Source organism: Streptomyces sp. NPDC043870, from assembly GCF_056435785.1.
In genome coordinates, this window is the sequence record NZ_JBWKDT010000001.1 from 1 (window position 1) to 19219 (window position 19219).

Genomic DNA, 19219 nt, shown 5'->3' on the forward strand with positions numbered 1-19219 from the left:
AATCCACCCCGAAGGGCTTCATCGTTCGACTTGCATGTGTTAAGCACGCCGCCAGCGTTCGTCCTGAGCCAGGATCAAACTCTCCGTGAATGTTTTCCCGACTGTGCTTAATTAAAAGCTGCGGGTCAGACACCACGAGAGCGGTGCGACCAGGAGGAATAGTCCCGGTCGCACACAGCGTCCTCGCTGTGTATTGCCACCCCGCGAGCGGGATGGACTTTCAAAGGAACCTCATCTCCGTGATGGAGACGGGGTATCAACATATCTGGCGTTGATTTTTGGCACGCTGTTGAGTTCTCAAGGAACGGACGCTTCCTTCGTACTCACCCTCTCGGGCTTTCCTCCGGGCGCTTCCCTTCGGTGTTTCCAGCTTAGCAGATCCGATTTCCGTTTCCGCCACCCGCTGGAGTGGGCTGCCGGACTGTTTTCTCGCTAATTCGCGATTTCCCTTTCCGGCCTTTCAGACCCTACCAGCCTTTTCCCGGCTTCCTGACCATCCGCCCTGCGGGCATGCAGAGGTTTAGACCAGTTAGGATGGTGGCTTGATAGGTGCTGCCGACCTACGGCTCAGAGTCGCGTCGTGGTCAGGCAGGGGTACGACATTACATGTCGCCGGTAGACGAGGCAAATCGTTTCCGGTGCCCTCCAGGTCCGCCAACTGGCAGCTGTCATGCGGAACCTGGACTTCCTATGACATACGCTCAGAAGAGCGCGCCGTCCGGCGACAGGCAGTGGACGGTGCCACTTGATCTCCGCCCCCTGGGAGGCTCCCATGACAACCGTGACGTCGCCTCTGGCCGGTCGCGCCATCGGGCTCGCGGCAGTGCCCGATCCGGTGTTCTCCGGCGCGATGGTCGGTCCCGGTACCGCCATCGACCCCGAGCGTGAAGCCTCGGAGGCCGTCTCGCCGGTGGACGGCATCGTTGTCTCCCTGCACCCGCACGCGTTTGTCGTCGTCGACGGGCAGGGGCACGGTGTGCTGACCCATCTGGGCATCGACACCGTGCAGCTCAATGGTGAGGGCTTCGAGCTCCTCATCAACAAGGGCGACACCGTCCAGAGCGGCCAGCCGATCGTGCGCTGGGACCCGGCCGCCGTCGAGGCCGCGGGCAAGTCGCCGATCTGCCCCATCGTGGCGCTGGAAGCCACCACCGACTCTCTCGCCGATGTCATCGAGAGCGGCGACGTGAAGGCCGGCGACACGCTGTTCAGCTGGCAGTGACCTCACCGTCCTGTCGACGGGCCAGTTGTACATCCATCGCGGTGGCTCGGACCGCCGCACAATCGGAGACGGGTGAAATGGAGACAACGCTGCAAGGCGTCGGCGTGAGCCACGGTGTGGCGATCGGCGAGGTTCGGCACATGGGGACGGCGGTTCTGGAGCCGCCGGCCAAGCAGATCCCGGCGGAGGAGGCCGAGCGCGAACAGGGGCGCGCTCGCCAGGCCGTCGATGCTGTGGCCGCCGACCTTATTGCGCGCGGCAATCTGGCGGGTGGCGAGGCACAGCACGTGCTCGAGGCGCAGGCCATGATGGCGCAGGACCCGGAGCTCATGGCCGACGTCGAGCGCCGCATCGCTGTCGGCAGCACGGCGGAGCGGGCCGTGTACGACGCGTTCGCCGCGTACCGGGCCCTGCTGGCGGGTGCCGGGGAGTATCTGGCCGGGCGGGTGGCCGACCTCGATGACGTACGGAACCGGATCGTGGCGCGGTTGCTGGGTGTGCCGATGCCGGGTGTTCCGGACAGCGACGAGCCGTATGTACTGATCGCGCGGGATCTGGCTCCGGCGGACACGGCGCTGCTCGACCCGGCGCTCGTTCTCGGCTTCGTGACCGAGGAGGGTGGGCCCACCAGCCACAGTGCGATTCTCGCGCGGGCTCTCGGAGTGCCTGCCGTGGTGGCGCTGCCGGGTGCCGGTGAGCTGGCCGAGGGCACGGTCATCGCGGTCGACGGCAGCACCGGTGAGATCTTCGTCGAGCCGAGCGACGAGCGTCGCGCGCAGATGGAGCAGGCCGCCGCTGAGCGGAAGGCCGCGCTCGCAGCGTCGACCGGGCCCGGTGCGACGTCCGACGGGCACAAGGTGCCGCTGCTGGCGAATGTGGGCGGTCCCGCCGATGTGCCGGCCGCGGTGGAGGCCGGGGCCGAGGGCGTCGGTCTGTTCCGTACCGAGTTCCTCTTCCTGGACGACAGCAAGCAGGCGCCGTCGGAGGCCAAGCAGGTCGAGGCGTACCGCAAGGTCCTGGAGGCGTTCCCGGAGGGCCGGGTGGTGGTGCGGGTGCTGGACGCGGGCGCGGACAAGCCGCTCGACTTCCTGACTCCGGCCGACGAGCCGAACCCGGCGCTGGGCGTGCGGGGCCTGCGGACCCTGCTGGACCACCCCGAGGTGCTGCGCACCCAGCTGACGGCGCTGGCCAAGGCGGCCGAGGGGCTGCCCGTGTACCTCGAGGTCATGGCGCCGATGGTGGCCGACCGTGCCGACGCGAAGGCCTTCGCGGACGCCTGCCGTGAGGCGGGGCTGAGGGCGAAGTTCGGCGCGATGGTCGAGATTCCCTCCGCCGCTCTGCGGGCGCGCTCGGTGCTGCAGGAGGTGGAGTTCCTCTCGCTGGGTACGAACGACCTGGCGCAGTACACCTTCGCGGCCGACCGGCAGGTGGGGGCGGTGTCCCGGCTGCAGGACCCGTGGCAGCCCGCGCTGCTCGACCTGGTCGCGCTGGCGGCGGAGGCGGCCAGGGCCGAGGGCAAGAGTTGTGGTGTGTGCGGCGAGGCCGCCTCGGATCCGCTGCTGGCGTGTGTGCTGACGGGTCTCGGTGTCACCTCTCTCTCGATGGGTGCGGCGTCGATCCCGTATGTGCGGGCGACGCTCTCGAAGTACACGCTCGCCCAGTGCGAGCGTGCGGCCGCGGCGGCGCGTGCCGCGGACAGCGCCGAGGAGGCGCGGGGCGCCGCGCAGGTGGTGCTGTCCGGGGAATGACCTGACGGTTCGCCGGTAAGTCCGGTGTGAGGGGGCTTCCCGCCGGTCCGGCGGGGAGCCCCCTTCTGCTCGTGCACGTCAGTCGCCCAGATCGAACCCCGCGCAGTACTCGACACCCGGCTCGGGGGAGATCGGCTCTCCGGTGTCCGCGTCCGTGCAGTAGGCGCTGAAGACCTCGGCCTCGGTGAGCGGGACGAGGCGGCCGTGGTGGAGGCGCCAGCCGTGGAGCCGGTCGGGTGCGTCGGGTGCGGAGGTGCGGAGCACTACTCCCCCGGGGCTTTCGAGGGCGAGGCCGACGGCGAGGACGGTGGCGAATTCCGCGCCTTCGGACGAGTCGAGCCCGGCCGGTGAGGCGGCGGTGCGCGTCGCGTGGAGGACCGCCAGCAGTTGTTCGTCCCCGGTGGGGACGCTGCAGACGAGGTGGTGCGTGCCCGGGCCGGCGGTGTCGAGGAGTCGTAGCAGCAGCTGTGAGGCGCGGTCGAATGCCGAGCGTCCGAGGTCCTCGCCGCAGTCCGCGCACGTGCCGAAGTCGCTCAGCAGTGATGTCGCGTACTCCCATGTGGCCTGGCGGACCGAGCGGTTGATGAGCAGGGGGACGAGATCGTCGATCGGCTGGCCCGTGTAGGCGACGGTGGCGCCTGCGGCCGCGATCTCCGCGGTGTAGCGGCTGCGGCTCGGGGAGGTGTCCGGGTCCAGTCCGGTCTCGGCGCAGAAGCGGGCGTAGTCCTCCGGGTCGAACAGGGCCACGGTGGTGTGCCCGCCCTGTGCGGACAGTGATCTGAGCAGGCCTTCGACCTGGTGGAGATAGCCGGGATGGTCGTCGAACGTGAAGGTCCGGTACCGGCACATGGCCGCGAAGTCCTGCTCGTCCACCAGCAGGCCGACGGTGGCCGGTACGTCGCGGCGCAGTGCTCGCCGCATGGATCGCTGCCGGTTCTTGGCACGCGTCCGGTTCTTGGTGCGCGCCTGGTCGCTGATGCGTGCCTGGTCGCTGGTGTGCGTGTGGTCGTTGGTGTGCGTCATGAATCCCCCTGGGTCCCCGTGAGCCCTGTTGATCAGTGCTCACTCACCGTAACCGTGAGCACTGACAACGTGACCTCGTGACCCGGGGGTCAGGCGCGCTTGCGCGCCAGCTCTTCGTAGAAGCGCAGCAGATCGAGGTTGTCGACCGAGCCCGGGTTGACCGCCTTCGCCAGTGCCGTGCCCTGGAGGAGACGCTTGACCGGGACCTCGATCCGCTTGCCGGTGAGGGTGTGCGGGATGCCCGGGACCTCGATGATGTCGTCCGGGACATGGCGTGGTGAGAGCTGTTCGCGGATGGTCTGCTTGATGCGGGCGCACAGGGCGTCGTCGAGGGCGGCCCCGGGCGCGAGGTGGACGAAGAGCGGCATCCAGTAGCCGCCGTCCGGTTCTTCGAGGCCGATGACGAGGGACTCGCGGATCTCCGGGAGCCGTTCGACGGCTTCGTAGATGTCGGCCGAGCCCATGCGCACGCCCTGGCGGTTCAGGGTGGAGTCGGAGCGGCCGTGGATGACGACGGAACCGTGGTCGGTGATGGTGATCCAGTCGCCGTGGCGCCAGACGCCCGGGAACATCTCGAAGTAGCTGTCGCGGTAGCGGCTGCCGTCGGGGTCGTTCCAGAAGTGGATCGGCATGGACGGCATGGGGTTGGTGACGACGAGTTCGCCGACCTCGCCGATGACGGGCTTGCCGTGCGGGTCCCAGGCCTGGAGGTCGGTGCCGAGACAGGCCGCCTGCAGTTCGCCGATGTGGACGGGGAGGGTGGGTACGGCGCCGGCGAAGCAGCTGCAGACGTCGGTGCCGCCGCTGACGGAGGCGATCCACAGGTCTTCGCGGACCTCGTCGTGCAGCCAGCGGAAGCCGTCGGGCGGGAGGGGGGAGCCGGTGGTGGCGACGCACTGGATGCGCGAGAGGTCGTAGTCACGGCCGGGGTGCACCTCGGCCTTGCTGCAGGCCATGACGTATGCGGCGGAGGTGCCGAAGAGGGTGGCCTCGGTGCGTTCGGCGATGGCCCACTGGGCGCCGGTCTCCGGGAAGCCGGGGCTGCCGTCGTACAGGATGACCGTGGTGCCGGTGAGCAGGCCGGAGACGAGGAAGTTCCACATCATCCAGCCGGTGGAGGTGTACCAGAAGAAGCGGTCGCCGGGGCCGAGGTCACAGTGCAGGCCGAGCTGCTTGAAGTGTTCGAGGAGGATGCCGCCCTGGGACTGGACGATGGCCTTGGGGAGGCCGGTCGTGCCGGAGGAGTAGAGGACCCAGAGCGGGTGGTCGAAGGGGACCTGCTCGAAGACGGGCTCCGTGCCGGACGAGGTGAGGTCGGACCAGGAGAGGGCGCCTTCGGGGGCGGGTGTGCCGAGCAGGGGGATGTGGACGACGGCGCGCAGGGTGGGCAGTTCGCCACGGAGTTCGGCGACCACGTCGCGGCGGTCGTGTTCCTTGCCGCCGTAGCGGTAGCCGTCGACGGTGAACAGGACGACGGGTTCGACCTGCTGGAACCGGTCTAGCACGCTGCGGGCGCCGAAGTCGGGGGCGCAGGAGGTCCAGACGGCGCCGACGGCGGCGGTGGCGAGAAGCGCGGTCACGGCCTGCGGGATGTTGGGCAGGTAGCCGCTGACGCGGTCGCCGGGGCGTACGCCGAGGGCGCGCAGTTCCGCCGCGAGCGACCCGACCTGGCGGCGCAGCTCGGCCCAGCTGAGGAGCGTGGGGTCATGTGTCTCGTCCACATGGATGAGGGCCGGCTCATGGGCGCGTGCGGGGTCCTCTGCGGTGCGCAGGGCGTGCTCGGCGTAGTTGAGGGTGGCGCCGGGGAACCACTGGGCGCCGGGCATGGTGCGCTCGCCCAGGACGCGCTCGTACGGTGCGGAGAACCGCACGTCGAACCAGTCGGCGATCGCCCGCCAGAAGGTCTCCAGCTCGTCGACCGACCAGCGGTGCAGTGCCGGGTAGCCGCCCTCGGCCGGGGCGCCGTACCGCTCCGCCGCCCAGGCCTGGAAGCGGGTGATCCGGGCGGCGTCGATGCGGTCGGCGTCCGGCTGCCAGAGGGGGGCAGGGTTCGCTGCTGAGGTCATGGGTCGGCTCCCGGGCAACTGTGTGGCTCTGCGCGTGGTCGGCACGTGATCTACGTGCGTGGGTCCCGCGCAGGGGCATGGGTGTGCCTTTAGCGCGGCTGACAGGGACGATGCCATGTGATCCTCTTCCGCACCAGGGCTCGCCACCCATGATGGGGTGGCTGATTGTGTGCTCCCGCCACGGGTGAACGGGAGTTGAACGGACCCCGCCAAGACCCTGCTGGATGGCAGGGTGAGCAGCATGGACGGTCGTGAGCTGGTGCGTTCGGTGAGGGTCTTCGGGACGGTGCAGGGGCTGCGCGCGGCGCGGTCGGCGTGGCGCCGGCGGCGTACGGACGCATGGGGGCTGCAGCCGCGGGGAGCGGAGCGTGCACGGGTGCCGGGCGCGGTGACGGGGGCGGAGCCACTGCCGGGCGGCGGAATCGTCCGGTTCGCCCGTTCTGAGCTGCGGGTGCGGGTCACGGCCGCCGGCACCGTCTTCTGGGGCTGGGACGGCGCCGGGCCCGAGCCGTCGTTCGCGCTGGCCGGGGCGCCGCCGGAGCCCGATCCGCGCGCCGAACTGGAGCCGGACAAGGACGGCGGCTGGCGGATCGTGTCGGAGCGGGTCACGGTCGCGGTGTCGCGGTACGGCGCGGTCGAGATCCGGACACCCGGCGGGGTCGTCCTGCGCAGGGATCTGCCGCCGCGCTGGTGGGAGCCGACGGGCGGCGGCCCCGCGCGCTGGTTGCAGCGCACCGAAGTCGCTGCCGACGCGCGGTTCTTCGGGCTCGGCGGCCGGTCGTCGGGGCCGCGGCTGCGGGACGGGACGTACCGGCTGTGGAACACCGATCCGCGCGGCAGCTTCGGTCCGGGCGACGATCCGCTGTACATCACGATGCCGGTGCAGCTGGTGGTCGCCGACGCCGGTACACATCTCGCGTTCCTCGACAGCTCGTGGGAGGGGCAGGTCATTCTGCGCGAGGGCGAGGAGGGCGCGGGTTCCGGGCATGACCGGCCGGGCACCAGCGAGGTGCGGATGGGGGGCGGGCCACTGCGCTGCTGGGTCGTCGTGGGCACTCCGGCGCGCGTCCTGCGCGGCTGGACGGCGCTCACGGGCGCGCCCGCGCTCCCCCCGTCGTGGGCGCTGGGCCCGCAGCACGCGCGCTGGGGTTTCGGCAGCGAGCGGGAGGTGCGGCGGGTGGTGGCCGGCTACCGGGAGAGGGGGCTTCCGCTGTCGGCGCTGCATCTCGACATCGACCACTACGACGGGTACCGGGTCTTCACCGTCGACCGTGAACGCTTCCCGGATCTGCCGGGGCTGGCGAAGGAGCTGCGTGCGGACGGGGTACGGCTGGTGTCGATCGTCGATCCCGCGGTGAAGGCGGAGCCCGGGAACGCAGTGTACGACAGCGGTTCGGCGGCCGGGGCGTTCGTCCGGGACGCGCGCGGACGCCAGGTGCGCGGGGTGGTGTGGCCGGGTGAGTGCGTGTATCCGGACTTCACCGATCCGCGGGTGCGTGAGTGGTGGGGCGGCCTGTACGAGGAGCGGCTCGCGCAGGGTTTCTCCGGGGTGTGGCACGACATGAACGAGCCGGTGTCGTTCGCGCCGTTCGGCGATATGACGCTGCCGCGTTCTGCCCGGCACGAGCTGGACGGGCGGGGCGGTGACCACCGCGAGGCCCACAACGTCTATGCGCTGGCGATGGCGCGGGCCGGTTACGAGGGGCTGTGCCGGCTGCGGCCCGACGAGCGTCCCTTCCTGTTCTCGCGGTCCGGGTGGGCGGGGATGCAGCGGTACGGAGGGACCTGGTCCGGCGATGTGTCGACGGGCTGGCCGGGGCTGCGGGCGTCGCTCTCGCTGGTGCTGGGTCTCGGTCTGTGCGGAGTGCCGTACTCGGGCCCTGATGTGGGCGGTTTCGACGGCAGTCCGTCGCCCGAGCTGTTTCTGCGCTGGTTCCAGCTGGGTGCGTACCTGCCGTTGTTCCGTACGCATGCGGCGATCGACGCGGGACGCAGGGAGCCGTGGGAGTTCGGTCCGCAGGTCCTCGGTCACGCGAAGGCGGCGCTGCTCGAACGGGAGCGGTTGCGCCCGTACTTCGTGACGCTGGCGCAGCTGGCCCGGCTCACCGGCGCGCCGTATGTGCGGCCCGTGTGGTGGGGTGCGCCGGGCGACCGGGCTCTGCGCGACTGCGAGGACGCCTTTCTGCTGGGCGACGCGCTGCTGGTGGCGCCGGTGCTGGAGCGGGGAACGGACCGGCGGGCGGTGCGGCTGCCGCGCGGGCGGTGGTACGACACGGTGTCCGGGGAGGCGTACGAGGGGCCGGGCCAGGTGCTGCTGGACGCGCCCATGTCGCGGATTCCGGTACTGGCGCGGGCCGGTGCGGTGATTCCGGTGCGCGGTGAGGACGGCGGGACCGAGCTGGAGGTGTGGGCGCCTGTGGCGGGGCGTACCGGGAGCGGTCTGGTGGTCGAGGACTCCGGCGGCGTATCTGCGCGCCCGGAGGTGGAGCGGTACACGTCGCGGCTGGTGGACGGCCGCGTGGTGGTGGAGCGGGTCGCGGCCGACGGGGCGGTGGCAGCGGGGCGTCCGGTACGGGTACGGGGGATGGCACCCGCCAGGGCCTGATCCACCGGGCAGACGCTGGGGAGTGTCTTCGAGGTGGCGTCGTCCGCCCGTAGGGCGGGCCGGGCAGACCCGGCTTCGAAGACACGACCTAGCGGTACCGGCCCGCGAACCAGTTCCGTACGGCCGTGGTGTGCAGCGGGAACGCGAGCTCGGCGGGCTCGTACAGGACGTGCCAGCCCTCGGTCTCCTCGGTCGGGGCGGACGGCGGCAGGGCGGTCGCGGCGCGCTCCGGGAGCAGGCCGAAGAGGAGCAGGTGACCGCCGGGCGAGCTGAGCGCGTCGGCGAGCGTGACGTCCTCGGCGGCGGCCTCGATTCCGGTTTCCTCGAGGAGTTCCCGTACGACCGCCTGCTGCCAGTCCTCGGAGTGGTCGATGAACCCGCCGGGCAGCGCGATCCCGCCGCGCTGCGGTTCGATGGTGCGGGTGATGACGAGGAGTCCGGTGCCGTGTTCGCCGGTGACGGGGAGCAGGGCGACGGCGACGGGCAGCGGATTGCGGTACGTAATGTCGCCGCAGGTGGCACAGGTGCGGGGCCAGCCTGCGGCGATCGGGTAGCGGGCCCCGCAGCTGGAGCAGTGGGAGTCCTTGATGTGCTTCCCGGGAAGGGCCGTGGGTTCACTGGGCTCGGTCACACGCGGACTGTACGCGACGCCGGACCCGCTACGGCGGCCGGTGTCAGGTCCGTGTGCGATCGGTGTGGGGCCGGCGTCAGGTCAGTGACCTCCGCGATACGGGGAAGTCGAAGTAGGTGTCGGGGAACAGTTCCGGCTTGTGGGTGAAGTGCCACCACTCCTCGGGCAGGTTGACGAAGCCGGCGTCGCCGAGTGTGTTCTTGAGGAGTTGGCGGGCGGCACGCTGGCTGCCCTGGATACGCGGGTCGTCGGTGTGCGACAGGGTGTCGAAGCAGTCGAATCCCGTGCCCATGTCGACGGAGTTGTCGGGGAAGCGCTCGGACTGCGGTGCGTAGCAGGGGATGAGCCGCTCGCCGGGCACGTACGGACGGGTCCTCGCGGCCGGGAGCTCGACGAGGGTCAGGTCGACGGTGCTGCCACGGCTGTGGCCGGATTTCTCCGCGATATAGCCGTCCGCGAAGAGCCGGTCCTTCTCGACCTGCGGATAGAACTCCCCTTTCATGCGCTCGTCGTCCAGGTCCTTGGCCCAGCGCACGAAGTGGTCGACGGCGCGCTGCGGCCGGTAGCAGTCATAGACCTTGAGCGAGTAGCCCTGGCGCAGCAGTTTCCGCTGGGCCCGGTGGAGTGCCTGGGCGGCCGGGCGGGTGAGAATACAGACCGGCTGCTGGTAGCCGTCGATCGGCTCGCCCACGAAGTTGTGCGCGGTGGTGTAGCGCATTTCCTGGATGATCGTCGGGTCCACGGAGCGCAGCGCGACGAATTCGTCGGGGGCTTTCGGCTCGGGGGCCGAGCGGGCCGCGGCCGGGGAGACGGCGGTGGCGGCGGTGGCGAGCAGCGCCGCGGTGATGAGGGTCAGAGCGCGGGCGCGGATTGCGGAAGCGAGTCCTCTCATGCGCACCGTCTATCAGGTACGGGTGGCCGGGACCACCCCCGTGGGTTCCGGCCACCCGTTCATTCGTACCGGACGCCGTTCGGGCTTATCCGGTTCTCACTTTCGGCGGATCCGGAGAAAAGGTCCGCCCGGCCGGAGACACAGACGATCGGCGGCGGGCGCACAGGGGGTCGTCGCGCGCGCCGAGGCGTGGCACACTACAGCTGTTCTGACGACCCGTCAGCTATCTTCGGTCATCGGTGGGCTTCCGGGGAGGGACCGTGGCGCGCACGCGCACACCTGTGGTGGACGGATGGTTCACCGAGGGCGACGACCAGCGGGAGTTCCGGCTGCTGGGCACCCGCTGTACCGCCTGTTCCGCGGTCTTCTTCCCGCGCGAGGACGTGCACTGCCGCAACCCCGGCTGTACCGGCGGCGAGCTGGCGGAGGTTCCCCTGTCGAAACGCGGGCGCGTGTGGTCGTACACGGACGGCCGCTACCGGCCGCCGGCGCCGTACGTCAGCGACCCGGACGCCGAGTGGGAGCCGTACACGCTCGTCGCCGTCGAGCTCGCTGCCGAGCGCATGGTGGTCCTCGGGCAGGCGGCACCCGGCGTGACCGTCGCGGACCTGAGCGTCGGTATGGAGGTCGAGGTGGTGCCGGGGATTCTCAACGAGGAGGCGGAGACGGCCTGGACGACCTGGCACTGGCGTCCGGTGGAGGTGGACCGGTGAGCGACGGGCACGCGGCCGCCGGGCCGCACAAGACATCGATGGCCGCACCTCTGCGCCGCGTGGCCGGAGAAGCGAACGGACGGACACAGTGAGCGACGGGCACGCGGCCGCCGGGCCGCACAAGACATCGATCGCCGCACCTCTGCGCCGCGTGGCCGGAGAAGCGAACGGGAAGACACAGTGAGCGACATCGCCGTGCTCGGCGCGGGCATGCACCCGTGGGGCAAATGGGGACGGAGCTTCGTCGAGTACGGGACCGCCGCGGCCCGGGCGGCGCTCGCCGACGCCGGAATCAGCTGGCAGGACGTGCAGTCGGTGGTCGGCGCGGACACGGTCCGCTGCGGCTACCCCGGCTATGTCGCGGGCGCGACCTTCGCGCAGGCGCTGGGCTGGCAGGGCGCACGCGTCGCCAGCGTGTACGCCGCGTGCGCGTCCGGGGCGCAGGCCGTCAACACCGCCAGGGCGCAGATCCTGGCCGGCATGGCCGATGTGGTGCTGGTCGTCGGTGCCGACTCCGCCCCCAAGGGGTTCTTCGCCCCCGCGGGCGGGGACCGGCCGGACGATCCCGACTGGCTGCGCTTCCGGGTGCTGGGTGCCACGAACCCGGCGTACTTCGCCCTGTACGCGCGCCGCCGCATGGCGCTGTACGGCGACACCCTGGAGGACTTCGCGCAGGTCAAGGTGAAGAACGCGGCGGCCGGCGCGCTCAATCCGTATGCCCGCTACCGCGGGACCGTGACCGCCGGACAGGTCGCGGCGTCGGCCGTCGTCGCCGACCCGCTGCGGCTGCTCGACATCTGCGCCACCTCGGACGGCGGGGCGGCGCTCGTCCTGTCGAGCGTGGAGTACGCGCGCCGGCACGGCGTGGCCGACCCGGTCCGCATCCGTGCCGTGTCGACCGTCACCCCGGCCTACCCGAGGACCGTCCTCGATCTGCCGGACATCGCCACGGACTCGGCTGCCGCCGTGCAGCCGTCCCCCCTGGGCTTCCGGGCGTCCATCGCGCGGGCCGCGTACGAGGAGGCCGGGCTCGGACCGGAGGACCTGTCGCTCGCCGAGGTGTACGACCTGTCCACGGCGCTGGAGCTGGAGTGGTACGAGGACATCGGCCTGTGCGGCGCCGGGGAGGGCGCGAAACTGGTGCGGGAAGGCGCGACGGCGCTCGGCGGCCGGGTACCGGTCAATGCGAGCGGCGGGCTCGCGTCGTACGGCGAGGCGGTCCCCGCGCAGGCCATCGCCCAGGTGTGTGAGCTGACCTGGCAGCTGCGCGGCACCGCGGGCGGGCGCCAGGTGGCGGGCGCGCGCGCCGGAATCACCGCGAACCAGGGTCTGTTCGGCCATGGCTCGGCGGTCGTCGCGGTCCGCTGAAGCCGCCGGGCCGGGTCGGCCCTCCCCGCGGACGAGTCGAGCACATGCTGTGAACTGCGGTTGCTGTCGGCGACCTTGACGGTGCAGTAACACCGGGGGAAAACTGCCTCTTCGTCGGCGCCGGTCCCGCTACCGCCGCAGTTCGACACGCTCACCACGCTCGTCACGGACGCCGGGCGGGGCATGGGACACCCCCTGCACTCCCCCGCCTTCGGCTCCGTAGCCATGGGAACCACACCCAGCCCTGGAGCCGCAATGAGCAACGCAGACATCTTCCTCGGTGAGGTCATCGGCACCGCGATACTGATCCTCTTCGGCGCGGGCGTGTGCGCCGCGGTCACCCTCCACCATTCCAAGGCGAGAGCCTCCGGCTGGATCGTCATCACCTTCGGCTGGGGGTTCGGCGTGCTGGCCGGCGCGTACACCTCGGCGCCGCTGTCCGGTGGCCATCTCAACCCGGCCGTGACGGTGGGCGTCGCCGTCGACACCGGCGAGTGGAGCAAGGTGCCGCTGTACATCCTGGCGCAGATGACCGGCGCGATCATCGGTGCCGTACTGGCCTGGCTGGTCTATTACGCGCAGTTCCAGGGGAACGCCGACATCAAGAACGCCCAGCCGACGCTCGGGATCTTCTCGACCGCTCCGGAGATCCGCAATCCGGTCGCCAACCTCGTCACCGAGACCATCGCGACGGTCGGGCTGGTCCTGCCGATCCTGGCCTTCGGGCGGAACGCCGGTATCGGCATCGGCCAGATTCCCGGCCAGCCGGCCGGAATCTACGGCTCCGGAATCTCGGTCCTGCTGGTGTCGCTGCTCGTCGTCGGCATCGGTCTGTCGCTCGGCGGCCCCACCGGCTACGCCATCAATCCGGCGCGCGACCTGGGGCCGCGGATCACCCACGCGCTGCTGCCCATCCCCAACAAGGGGACGTCCGACTGGGGCTACGCCTGGATACCGGTGGCCGGCCCGCTCCTCGGCGGTCTCCTCGCGGGTCTGATCTTCAACGCAGCGTTCTGACCATCAAACCGGGGGCTCGGCCCCCAGACCCACAAGGGGACGTCATGACGGACACCTCCCAGAAGTACGTCGCCGCCATCGACCAGGGCACCACGTCCAGCCGCTGCATCATCTTCGACCAGGACGGCGCGATCGTCGCCGTCGACCAGCGGGAACACCGTCAGATCTTCCCCAAGCCCGGCTGGGTGGAGCACGACGCCACCGAGATCTGGTCCAAGGTCCAGGCGGTGGTGGCGGGGGCGCTCGCCAAGGCAGGGCTGCGCGCCGGACAGCTGAGCGCGCTCGGCATCACCAACCAGCGCGAGACGACGGTCCTGTGGGACCGGGCGACCGGCAAGCCCGTGCACAACGCGATCGTCTGGCAGGACACCCGTACCTCTGCCCTCTGCACCGAACTCGGCGGCCCGGACGGGCAGGACCGTTTCCGTGACGCGACCGGACTGCCGCTCGCCAGTTACTTCTCCGGACCCAAGGCGGGCTGGCTGCTGGACAATGTGCCGGGGCTGCGCGGCCGGGCCGAGCGTGGCCAGATCGCGTTCGGCACCATCGACTCCTGGCTGATCTGGAACCTGACGGGCGGCACGGACGGCGGGGTCCACGTCACGGACGTCACCAACGCCTCCCGCACGATGCTGATGAATCTGGAGACCCTCCAGTGGGACTCCTCGATCCTCGCGGCGATGAATGTGCCGGAAGCGGTCCTTCCGGAGATCAGGTCCTCGGCCGAGGTGTACGGGACGGCCGTCGGCCAGCTCCAGGGCGTGCCGGTCGCCTCGGCCCTCGGCGACCAGCAGGCGGCCGTGTTCGGCCAGGCCTGCTACGACACGGGCACCGCGAAGAACACGTACGGGACGGGAAGTTTCCTCCTGCTCAACACGGGAAACCGGCCGGTTCCGTCGAAGAGCGGGCTGATCACGACCCTCGGCTACAAGATCGGTGACGCCGCCCCCGTCTACTGCCTGGAGGGGTCGATCGCGATCACCGGCGCCCTGGTGCAGTGGTTCCGGGACCAGCTCGGGATCATCCGCAGCGCCGACGAGATCGAGACCCTGGCGGCGAGCGTCGACGACAACGGCGGGGCGTACATCGTGCCTGCCTTCTCCGGTCTGTACGCGCCGTACTGGCGGTCCGACGCCCGCGGTGTCATCACGGGTCTGACCAGGTACGTCACCAAGGCACACCTGGCGCGGGCGGTGCTGGAGGCCACGAGCTGGCAGACGCGTGAGGTCGTCGACGCGATGTACCAGGACTCGGGAGTGCCGATCACCACGCTGAAGGTCGACGGCGGAATGACCGCGAACCAACTGCTGATGCAGCATCAGGCGGATGTGCTGGGCGTACCGGTGATCCGGCCCAAGGTGTCCGAGACGACCTGCCTGGGCGCGGCGTACGCGGCCGGTCTCGCGACCGGGGTCTGGGGCGGTCTGGACGAACTGAAGGCGCACTGGCGGCGCGATGTCGAGTGGTCGCCCCGGATGGCCGCGGAGACCCGCGAGCGGGAGTACGACAACTGGCGCAGGGCGGTGGAGCGCAGCTTCGGCTGGCACAAGGAGGACGGCGCATAGGCCTGCTGTCCCGTATGAGCCACGGCCCGTACCCCTGTCGGTGGGGGTACGGGCCGTGTCAGCTCAGGTGGTCGCGGGCTCACGCTCCCGGGTGGAGCGCACCAGCGCGTGTTCCACGACCGCGACCAGCACCGACTTGACCGACTCACGGTCGCGGGCGTCGCACATCATCAGCGGCACCTCGGGGTCGAGGTCGAGTGCGGCCCGCACGGAGTCGGACGGGAAGCGGTCCGCGCCCTCGAAGCAGTTGACCCCGACGGTGAACGGGATACCCCGGCGTTCGAAGTAGTCGATGGCCGCGAAGGAGTCCTCCAGGCGGCGGGTGTCGGCGAGGACGACCGCGCCGAGGGCGCCCTGGGCCAGCTCGTCCCAGAGGAACCAGAAACGGTCCTGACCCGGTGTACCAAAAAGGTAGAGCACCAGGTCCTCGCGGAGGGTGATCCGGCCGAAGTCCATGGCGACGGTGGTGGTGCTCTTGGACTCGACGCCGTCGAGATCGTCCACGGGCCGGCCGGCCTCGCTCAGGGTCTCCTCGGTCCGCAGCGGTTTGATCTCGCTGACCGCGCCCACCAGGGTCGTCTTTCCGACCCCGAAGCCACCCGCGACCAGGATCTTCAGCGTCACCGGTTCCACCGGCGGCTCCTTGCGGCTAGAGCGCCCGAAGACCATTGATCACCTCGCGGAGAATACTCACGTCCGGCAGCTCGGCCGGCGGAACGGGACGGGTTACGTGGACCAGTGCGTCCTCGACGAGATCGCCCACGAGGACCCGGACCACCCCGACGGGGAGGTCCAGGCCCGCTGCGAGCTCGGCGATCGACTGGGGGATGGTGCTGCAGCGTTCGACGATCTCGACATGTTCGGGCGAGAGCGTCTGGTCGCGGCCGGGGTCGTCGGCGGCCGGCTCCGGGACGACGAGCGCGATGAGATCGAGCTGCTGCCGGGTCGTACTGCTGGTACGGCCGCGTGTCATCGCGTACGGACGGACCACCGGTCCCGCGTCGTCGTCGAACCAGTGGTGCGGCTGCTGGACCTGCTGTCTGACGTCAGTCATGCCGGTCCACTCACCCTCCGGCGGCCAGTCCGGTCCGTGGTGCCGTCGCGAGGTGGACGCCGACGCGCTTGACCATCAGCGTCATCTCGTACGCGACCTGGCCGACGTCGGAGTCGGCGTCGGACAGCACGGCGAGACAGCTGCCGTCGCCCGCCGCGGTGACGAAGAGGAAGGCGTCGTCGAGCTCGACGACGGTCTGCCGTACCCGTCCCGCGTCGAAGTGGCGGCCGACGCCCTTGGCGAGGCTGTGGAACCCGGAGGCGACGGCGGCCAGATGCTCACCGTCCTCCTGGGTGAGGTCCATGGACTTACCCGTCGCGAGGCCGTCGCCGGAGAGCACGAGGGCCTTACGGATGGAGCCGACCCGCTGGACCAGCTCGTCGAGGAGCCAGTTGAGCTCGCCGCTCCTGGTCGTGTCGGGTGCTGCGGCGTTCGGTGCGGTCATCGACCGTTCCCCTCCGGTGTCGTTCCTGGTGCTGTCTCGCCGGGGCCGGTGGCGTCCTCGGCGTTCTGCCGGCGCCCGCGCTGCCAGCCGCGTTGCAGCGAGGCCATGCGGACGCGTACTTCATCCGCGTCACGTTCGATGTCCTGTGCCTCGGCGCCGGCCGCGGCGGGCGTGCCGCTGGTGCGTCCGCCCGATGTGTCACGCAGCTGCGGGGCGAGGCTGGCCTGGCGGACGCGGCGGGGCAGGCCATTCAGCGTCTGCCCGGACGGTGTGCTTCCGGAGGTGGCGGCGGGGCCGGGACCCGAGGGCCAGGCAGGCGCGTCCCCGGGCCGCGCGGGGGCGTCGGCCGCGGGCGCCGGCGTGCTCCTGAGGGGCACGGGGCCGCCGGCCGAGCCGGTCGCCTGAGCGGTCGCACGGCCGGTGGGTGCCTCCCGCCCCGGGCCGGTGGGCACGTCCCCTCCCTGGCCGATGGACGGGTGGGAGCGGCCGGCTTCGTCCACCCTGCGCCCACGGTCGGCGACGAGCGTCGGCGGCTTGCGGCGAGGCAGCGGGATCGGCCCCGCTCCCACCGGGCGCGAGGCGCTCCGCGGCCGCTCCGGCACCTGGTCGGAGGCCTGCTGATGCTGCTCGTCCGCGGGCGTGCGCAGGAAGTCGCGGGCGCGGAACAGCCCGCCCCGCTCGCTCTCGGTGTCCTCGATGTCCGCGACGGTGTTGATCGGTTCGGCCGTGTCGATCGCGTCGGCCGGGCCCGTCGGATCGATGGCGTCGAGAGCGGGACGGTCCCCCGGGCCCAGCGTGCCGACGGGCGCTTCGAGTTCGACCGGGCCGTCGAGCACCGAAGGACCGGTCAGTCCCGTGGGCACCTGGGAGAGCGCCGCGAGCCTGCCGCCGCCCTCGGGGCGGAGCCTTGCGGCGTCCCGGTCGCCCCTGGTGGTCTTGCGGTCGAGGCGGAAGCCGGTGCCCTCGGTCTCGGGGGCGTCGGTGAGCAGCGACGCCGGGATGAAGACGACCGCGGTGGTCCCTCCGTACGGCGAAGGCTGCAGCGAGACACGGACGTTCTGCCGCTGCGCGAGCCGGCTGACCACGAACAGGCCGAGCCGGTCGGTGTCGGAGAGCTCGAACTCGGGGGTCTCGGCGAGCCGGAGGTTCGCGTCGAGCAGCGCATCGGGGGTCATCCCGAGCCCCCGGTCGTGGATCTCCAGCGTGAAGCCGTTCGCGACCCGCTCGCCGTGCACCTGGACGGCGGTGTGCGGGGGCGAGAACACCGTGGCGTTCTCCAGCAGTTCGGCGATGAGGTGGGTGAGGTCGGCGACGGCGGGGCCGCTCACACCGATGCGGGCCAGCCGCCGCACCTCGATGCGTTCGTAGTCCTCGACCTCGGCGACGGCGGCGCGTACGACGTCCATCAGCTGGATCGGCTTGCGCCACTGGCGGGAGGGGGCGGCGCCGGAGAGGATCACCAGACCTTCGGCGTGGCGGCGCATGCGCGTCGTGAGGTGGTCCAGGCGGAACAGGTCCGCGAGTTCCTCGGTGTCCTCCGTCCGGCGCTCCATCGTGTCGAGGAGGGTGAGCTGCCGGTGGAGCAGCACCTGGTTGCGGCGGGCGAGGTTGACGAAGACCTCGGAGACGCCGCGGCGCATGTCGGCCTGCTTGACGGCGGCTTCGACAGCGGCCCGCTGGAGGGTGTTGAGTGCCTGACCGACCTGGCCGATCTCGTCCTTCTCGTACTCGAGGTGCGGCGCCTCGGTGTGGATGTCGACATGCTCGCCCGCTGCGAGCCTGCGCATGACGCTGGGCAGACGGACCCCGGAGACCTCGTGGGCCTCCTTGCGCAGCCGGGAGAGCGCACGGGCCAGATCGCGGCCTATGCGTACGGACACGACGATGGAGACCAGGAGGGCGAGGAAGCCGAGAACACCGGCGATTCCTGCCTTGACGAGGACGCCGTACGCGGCGGGCTCGACGCGGTCCTGGTAGCGGTCGCCCGCCTCGATGGACTGCTTGGCGAGATTCTCCAGAACCGGAGTGGCCAGTTGCTGCCAGCGCTCGACATCGACGACGCGCGGCTTCTTGGTGGCGCCGGCCCCGATCAGCTTCTCCTCGGCCTCGCGCAGCGGCTGGGTGTCGGGGCTGCGCCAGTACTGTTCGAGGATCTCTCGCTCGGACGAGGGCAGTACCTCGAGGTTGATCTCGTACAGGAGCTTGCGGTTGGCGGCGAGATCGGAGATCGCGCGTATCTCCTCGGCGGTGACGTGGCGCGTGATCAGCGCCGAGGTCACGACCGCGTCCTCGCGGGAGAGCAGCTCACGGGCGCGTACCACACCGACGAGGGCGCGGCCCTGCTTCTCCAGCTCCACGCTCTCCAGGGCATGAAGGGAGGTGAGGAAGCTGTAGCAGGGGTCGACGAGCCGGTTGTAGAACTCGAGTGCCTGGGCGCGGGTGATGGCGCTCTGCTCGACGTTGCGGCGCAGCGAGCCGAGTCCGTCGAGCGCGTCGACGAGCAGGTCGAGCCGGCGTGCGACATCAGGATGTACGGAGTCACGGACGCCTGAGTCCTGCGCGTTCGCGCGGATTTCGGCCACGGCCCTGTCGGTGAGAGCCCGTTGGCGGCGCAGCGTGGGCAGGGCGTCGGAGGCGCGTGGGTCGGCCAGATAGACGAGGGTCTGGCGGCGTTCCTTCTGGATGACACGGACGGTGTCCTCGAGGGGATAACCGACCTTCTCGACGATGTACCCGACGTCCAGCAGCTGCTTGGCCTCGCGGCCGGTGAGCGCCGTCGCGAAGCCCCACATCGCGGTGAGGGACACGAGCGGCACAAGCAACAACGCCACGATCTTCCTGCGGATGGACTTCCCGCGAAAGCGCATGGC

15 protein-coding genes and 1 rRNA gene are annotated in these 19219 nt (G+C 70.8%); 7 read left to right on the forward strand and 9 right to left on the reverse strand.

All coding sequences use genetic code 11. The features are described 5' to 3' along the window. Positions 1–90 (reverse strand): 16S ribosomal RNA (locus tag AC0699_RS00005); the annotation flags it as partial. 682 nt (positions 91–772) lie between these two features. Between AC0699_RS00005 and AC0699_RS00010 the strand changes: the two genes are divergently transcribed. After that, a complete protein-coding gene (locus AC0699_RS00010) occupies positions 773–1222 on the forward strand; it encodes a PTS sugar transporter subunit IIA (RefSeq protein ID WP_478653688.1) in 450 nt (149 codons plus the stop codon). Between the two features lie 77 nt (positions 1223–1299). Continuing rightward, positions 1300–2970, forward strand: a complete 1671-nt coding sequence (gene ptsP / locus AC0699_RS00015) for a phosphoenolpyruvate--protein phosphotransferase (RefSeq protein WP_478653691.1) — start codon at positions 1300–1302, stop codon at positions 2968–2970. A gap of 78 nt (positions 2971–3048) precedes the next feature. Here the strand turns inward: ptsP and AC0699_RS00020 are convergent, their stop codons facing one another. Both AC0699_RS00020 and AC0699_RS00025 read right to left on the reverse strand, forming a co-directional pair. Next, positions 3049–3891 carry a hypothetical protein gene (locus AC0699_RS00020; RefSeq protein ID WP_478654572.1) on the reverse strand — a complete coding sequence of 281 codons (843 nt, stop codon included), beginning with the start codon at positions 3889–3891 and terminating at the stop codon, positions 3049–3051. Positions 3892–4082: 191 nt separating this feature from the next. After that, positions 4083–6059, reverse strand: coding sequence for an acetoacetate--CoA ligase (locus tag AC0699_RS00025; RefSeq protein WP_478653693.1), 1977 nt, complete (start codon positions 6057–6059; stop codon positions 4083–4085). A 241-nt stretch (positions 6060–6300) separates the two neighbouring features. Between AC0699_RS00025 and AC0699_RS00030 the strand changes: the two genes are divergently transcribed. Further along, positions 6301–8664, forward strand: a complete 2364-nt coding sequence (locus AC0699_RS00030; protein WP_478653695.1) for a glycoside hydrolase family 31 protein — start codon at positions 6301–6303, stop codon at positions 8662–8664. 88 nt (positions 8665–8752) lie between these two features. Here the strand turns inward: AC0699_RS00030 and AC0699_RS00035 are convergent, their stop codons facing one another. Continuing rightward, positions 8753–9295, reverse strand: coding sequence for an NUDIX domain-containing protein (locus tag AC0699_RS00035; RefSeq protein ID WP_478653698.1), 543 nt, complete (start codon positions 9293–9295; stop codon positions 8753–8755). A 76-nt stretch (positions 9296–9371) separates the two neighbouring features. Beyond that, positions 9372–10187, reverse strand: coding sequence for a M15 family metallopeptidase (locus AC0699_RS00040; protein WP_478653701.1), 816 nt, complete (start codon positions 10185–10187; stop codon positions 9372–9374). 260 nt (positions 10188–10447) lie between these two features. Here AC0699_RS00040 and AC0699_RS00045 point away from each other — a divergent pair, with 260 nt between their 5' ends. From AC0699_RS00045 to glpK, 4 genes are all read left to right on the forward strand, one after another. Next, on the forward strand, positions 10448–10900 hold the full coding sequence (locus tag AC0699_RS00045) for a Zn-ribbon domain-containing OB-fold protein (RefSeq protein WP_478653705.1): 453 nt from the start codon (positions 10448–10450) through the stop codon (positions 10898–10900). Positions 10901–11080: 180 nt separating this feature from the next. After that, a complete protein-coding gene (locus AC0699_RS00050) occupies positions 11081–12268 on the forward strand; it encodes a lipid-transfer protein (protein WP_478653708.1) in 1188 nt (395 codons plus the stop codon). A 255-nt stretch (positions 12269–12523) separates the two neighbouring features. After that, entirely contained in the window at positions 12524–13285 is a 762-nt protein-coding gene (locus AC0699_RS00055) for an MIP/aquaporin family protein (protein ID WP_478653711.1), read from the forward strand. Between the two features lie 44 nt (positions 13286–13329). Continuing rightward, positions 13330–14850 carry a glycerol kinase GlpK gene (gene glpK / locus AC0699_RS00060; protein WP_478653713.1) on the forward strand — a complete coding sequence of 507 codons (1521 nt, stop codon included), beginning with the start codon at positions 13330–13332 and terminating at the stop codon, positions 14848–14850. A gap of 63 nt (positions 14851–14913) precedes the next feature. Here the strand turns inward: glpK and AC0699_RS00065 are convergent, their stop codons facing one another. The 4 genes from AC0699_RS00065 to AC0699_RS00080 are packed head-to-tail and all read right to left on the reverse strand — an operon-like array spanning position 14914 to position 19216. Then, positions 14914–15519: a GTP-binding protein gene (locus AC0699_RS00065; RefSeq protein ID WP_469771699.1), complete on the reverse strand. Its 606-nt coding sequence runs from the start codon at positions 15517–15519 to the stop codon at positions 14914–14916. After that, positions 15500–15904: a DUF742 domain-containing protein gene (locus tag AC0699_RS00070; protein WP_469771700.1), complete on the reverse strand. Its 405-nt coding sequence runs from the start codon at positions 15902–15904 to the stop codon at positions 15500–15502. The genes AC0699_RS00065 and AC0699_RS00070 overlap by 20 nt, the downstream gene beginning before the upstream one ends. A 10-nt stretch (positions 15905–15914) precedes the next feature. After that, on the reverse strand, positions 15915–16349 hold the full coding sequence (locus tag AC0699_RS00075) for a roadblock/LC7 domain-containing protein (RefSeq protein WP_469771701.1): 435 nt from the start codon (positions 16347–16349) through the stop codon (positions 15915–15917). Next, on the reverse strand, positions 16346–19216 hold the full coding sequence (locus tag AC0699_RS00080) for a sensor histidine kinase (RefSeq protein ID WP_478653716.1): 2871 nt from the start codon (positions 19214–19216) through the stop codon (positions 16346–16348). The genes AC0699_RS00075 and AC0699_RS00080 overlap by 4 nt, the downstream gene beginning before the upstream one ends. Between the last annotated feature and the right edge of the window lie 3 nt (positions 19217–19219).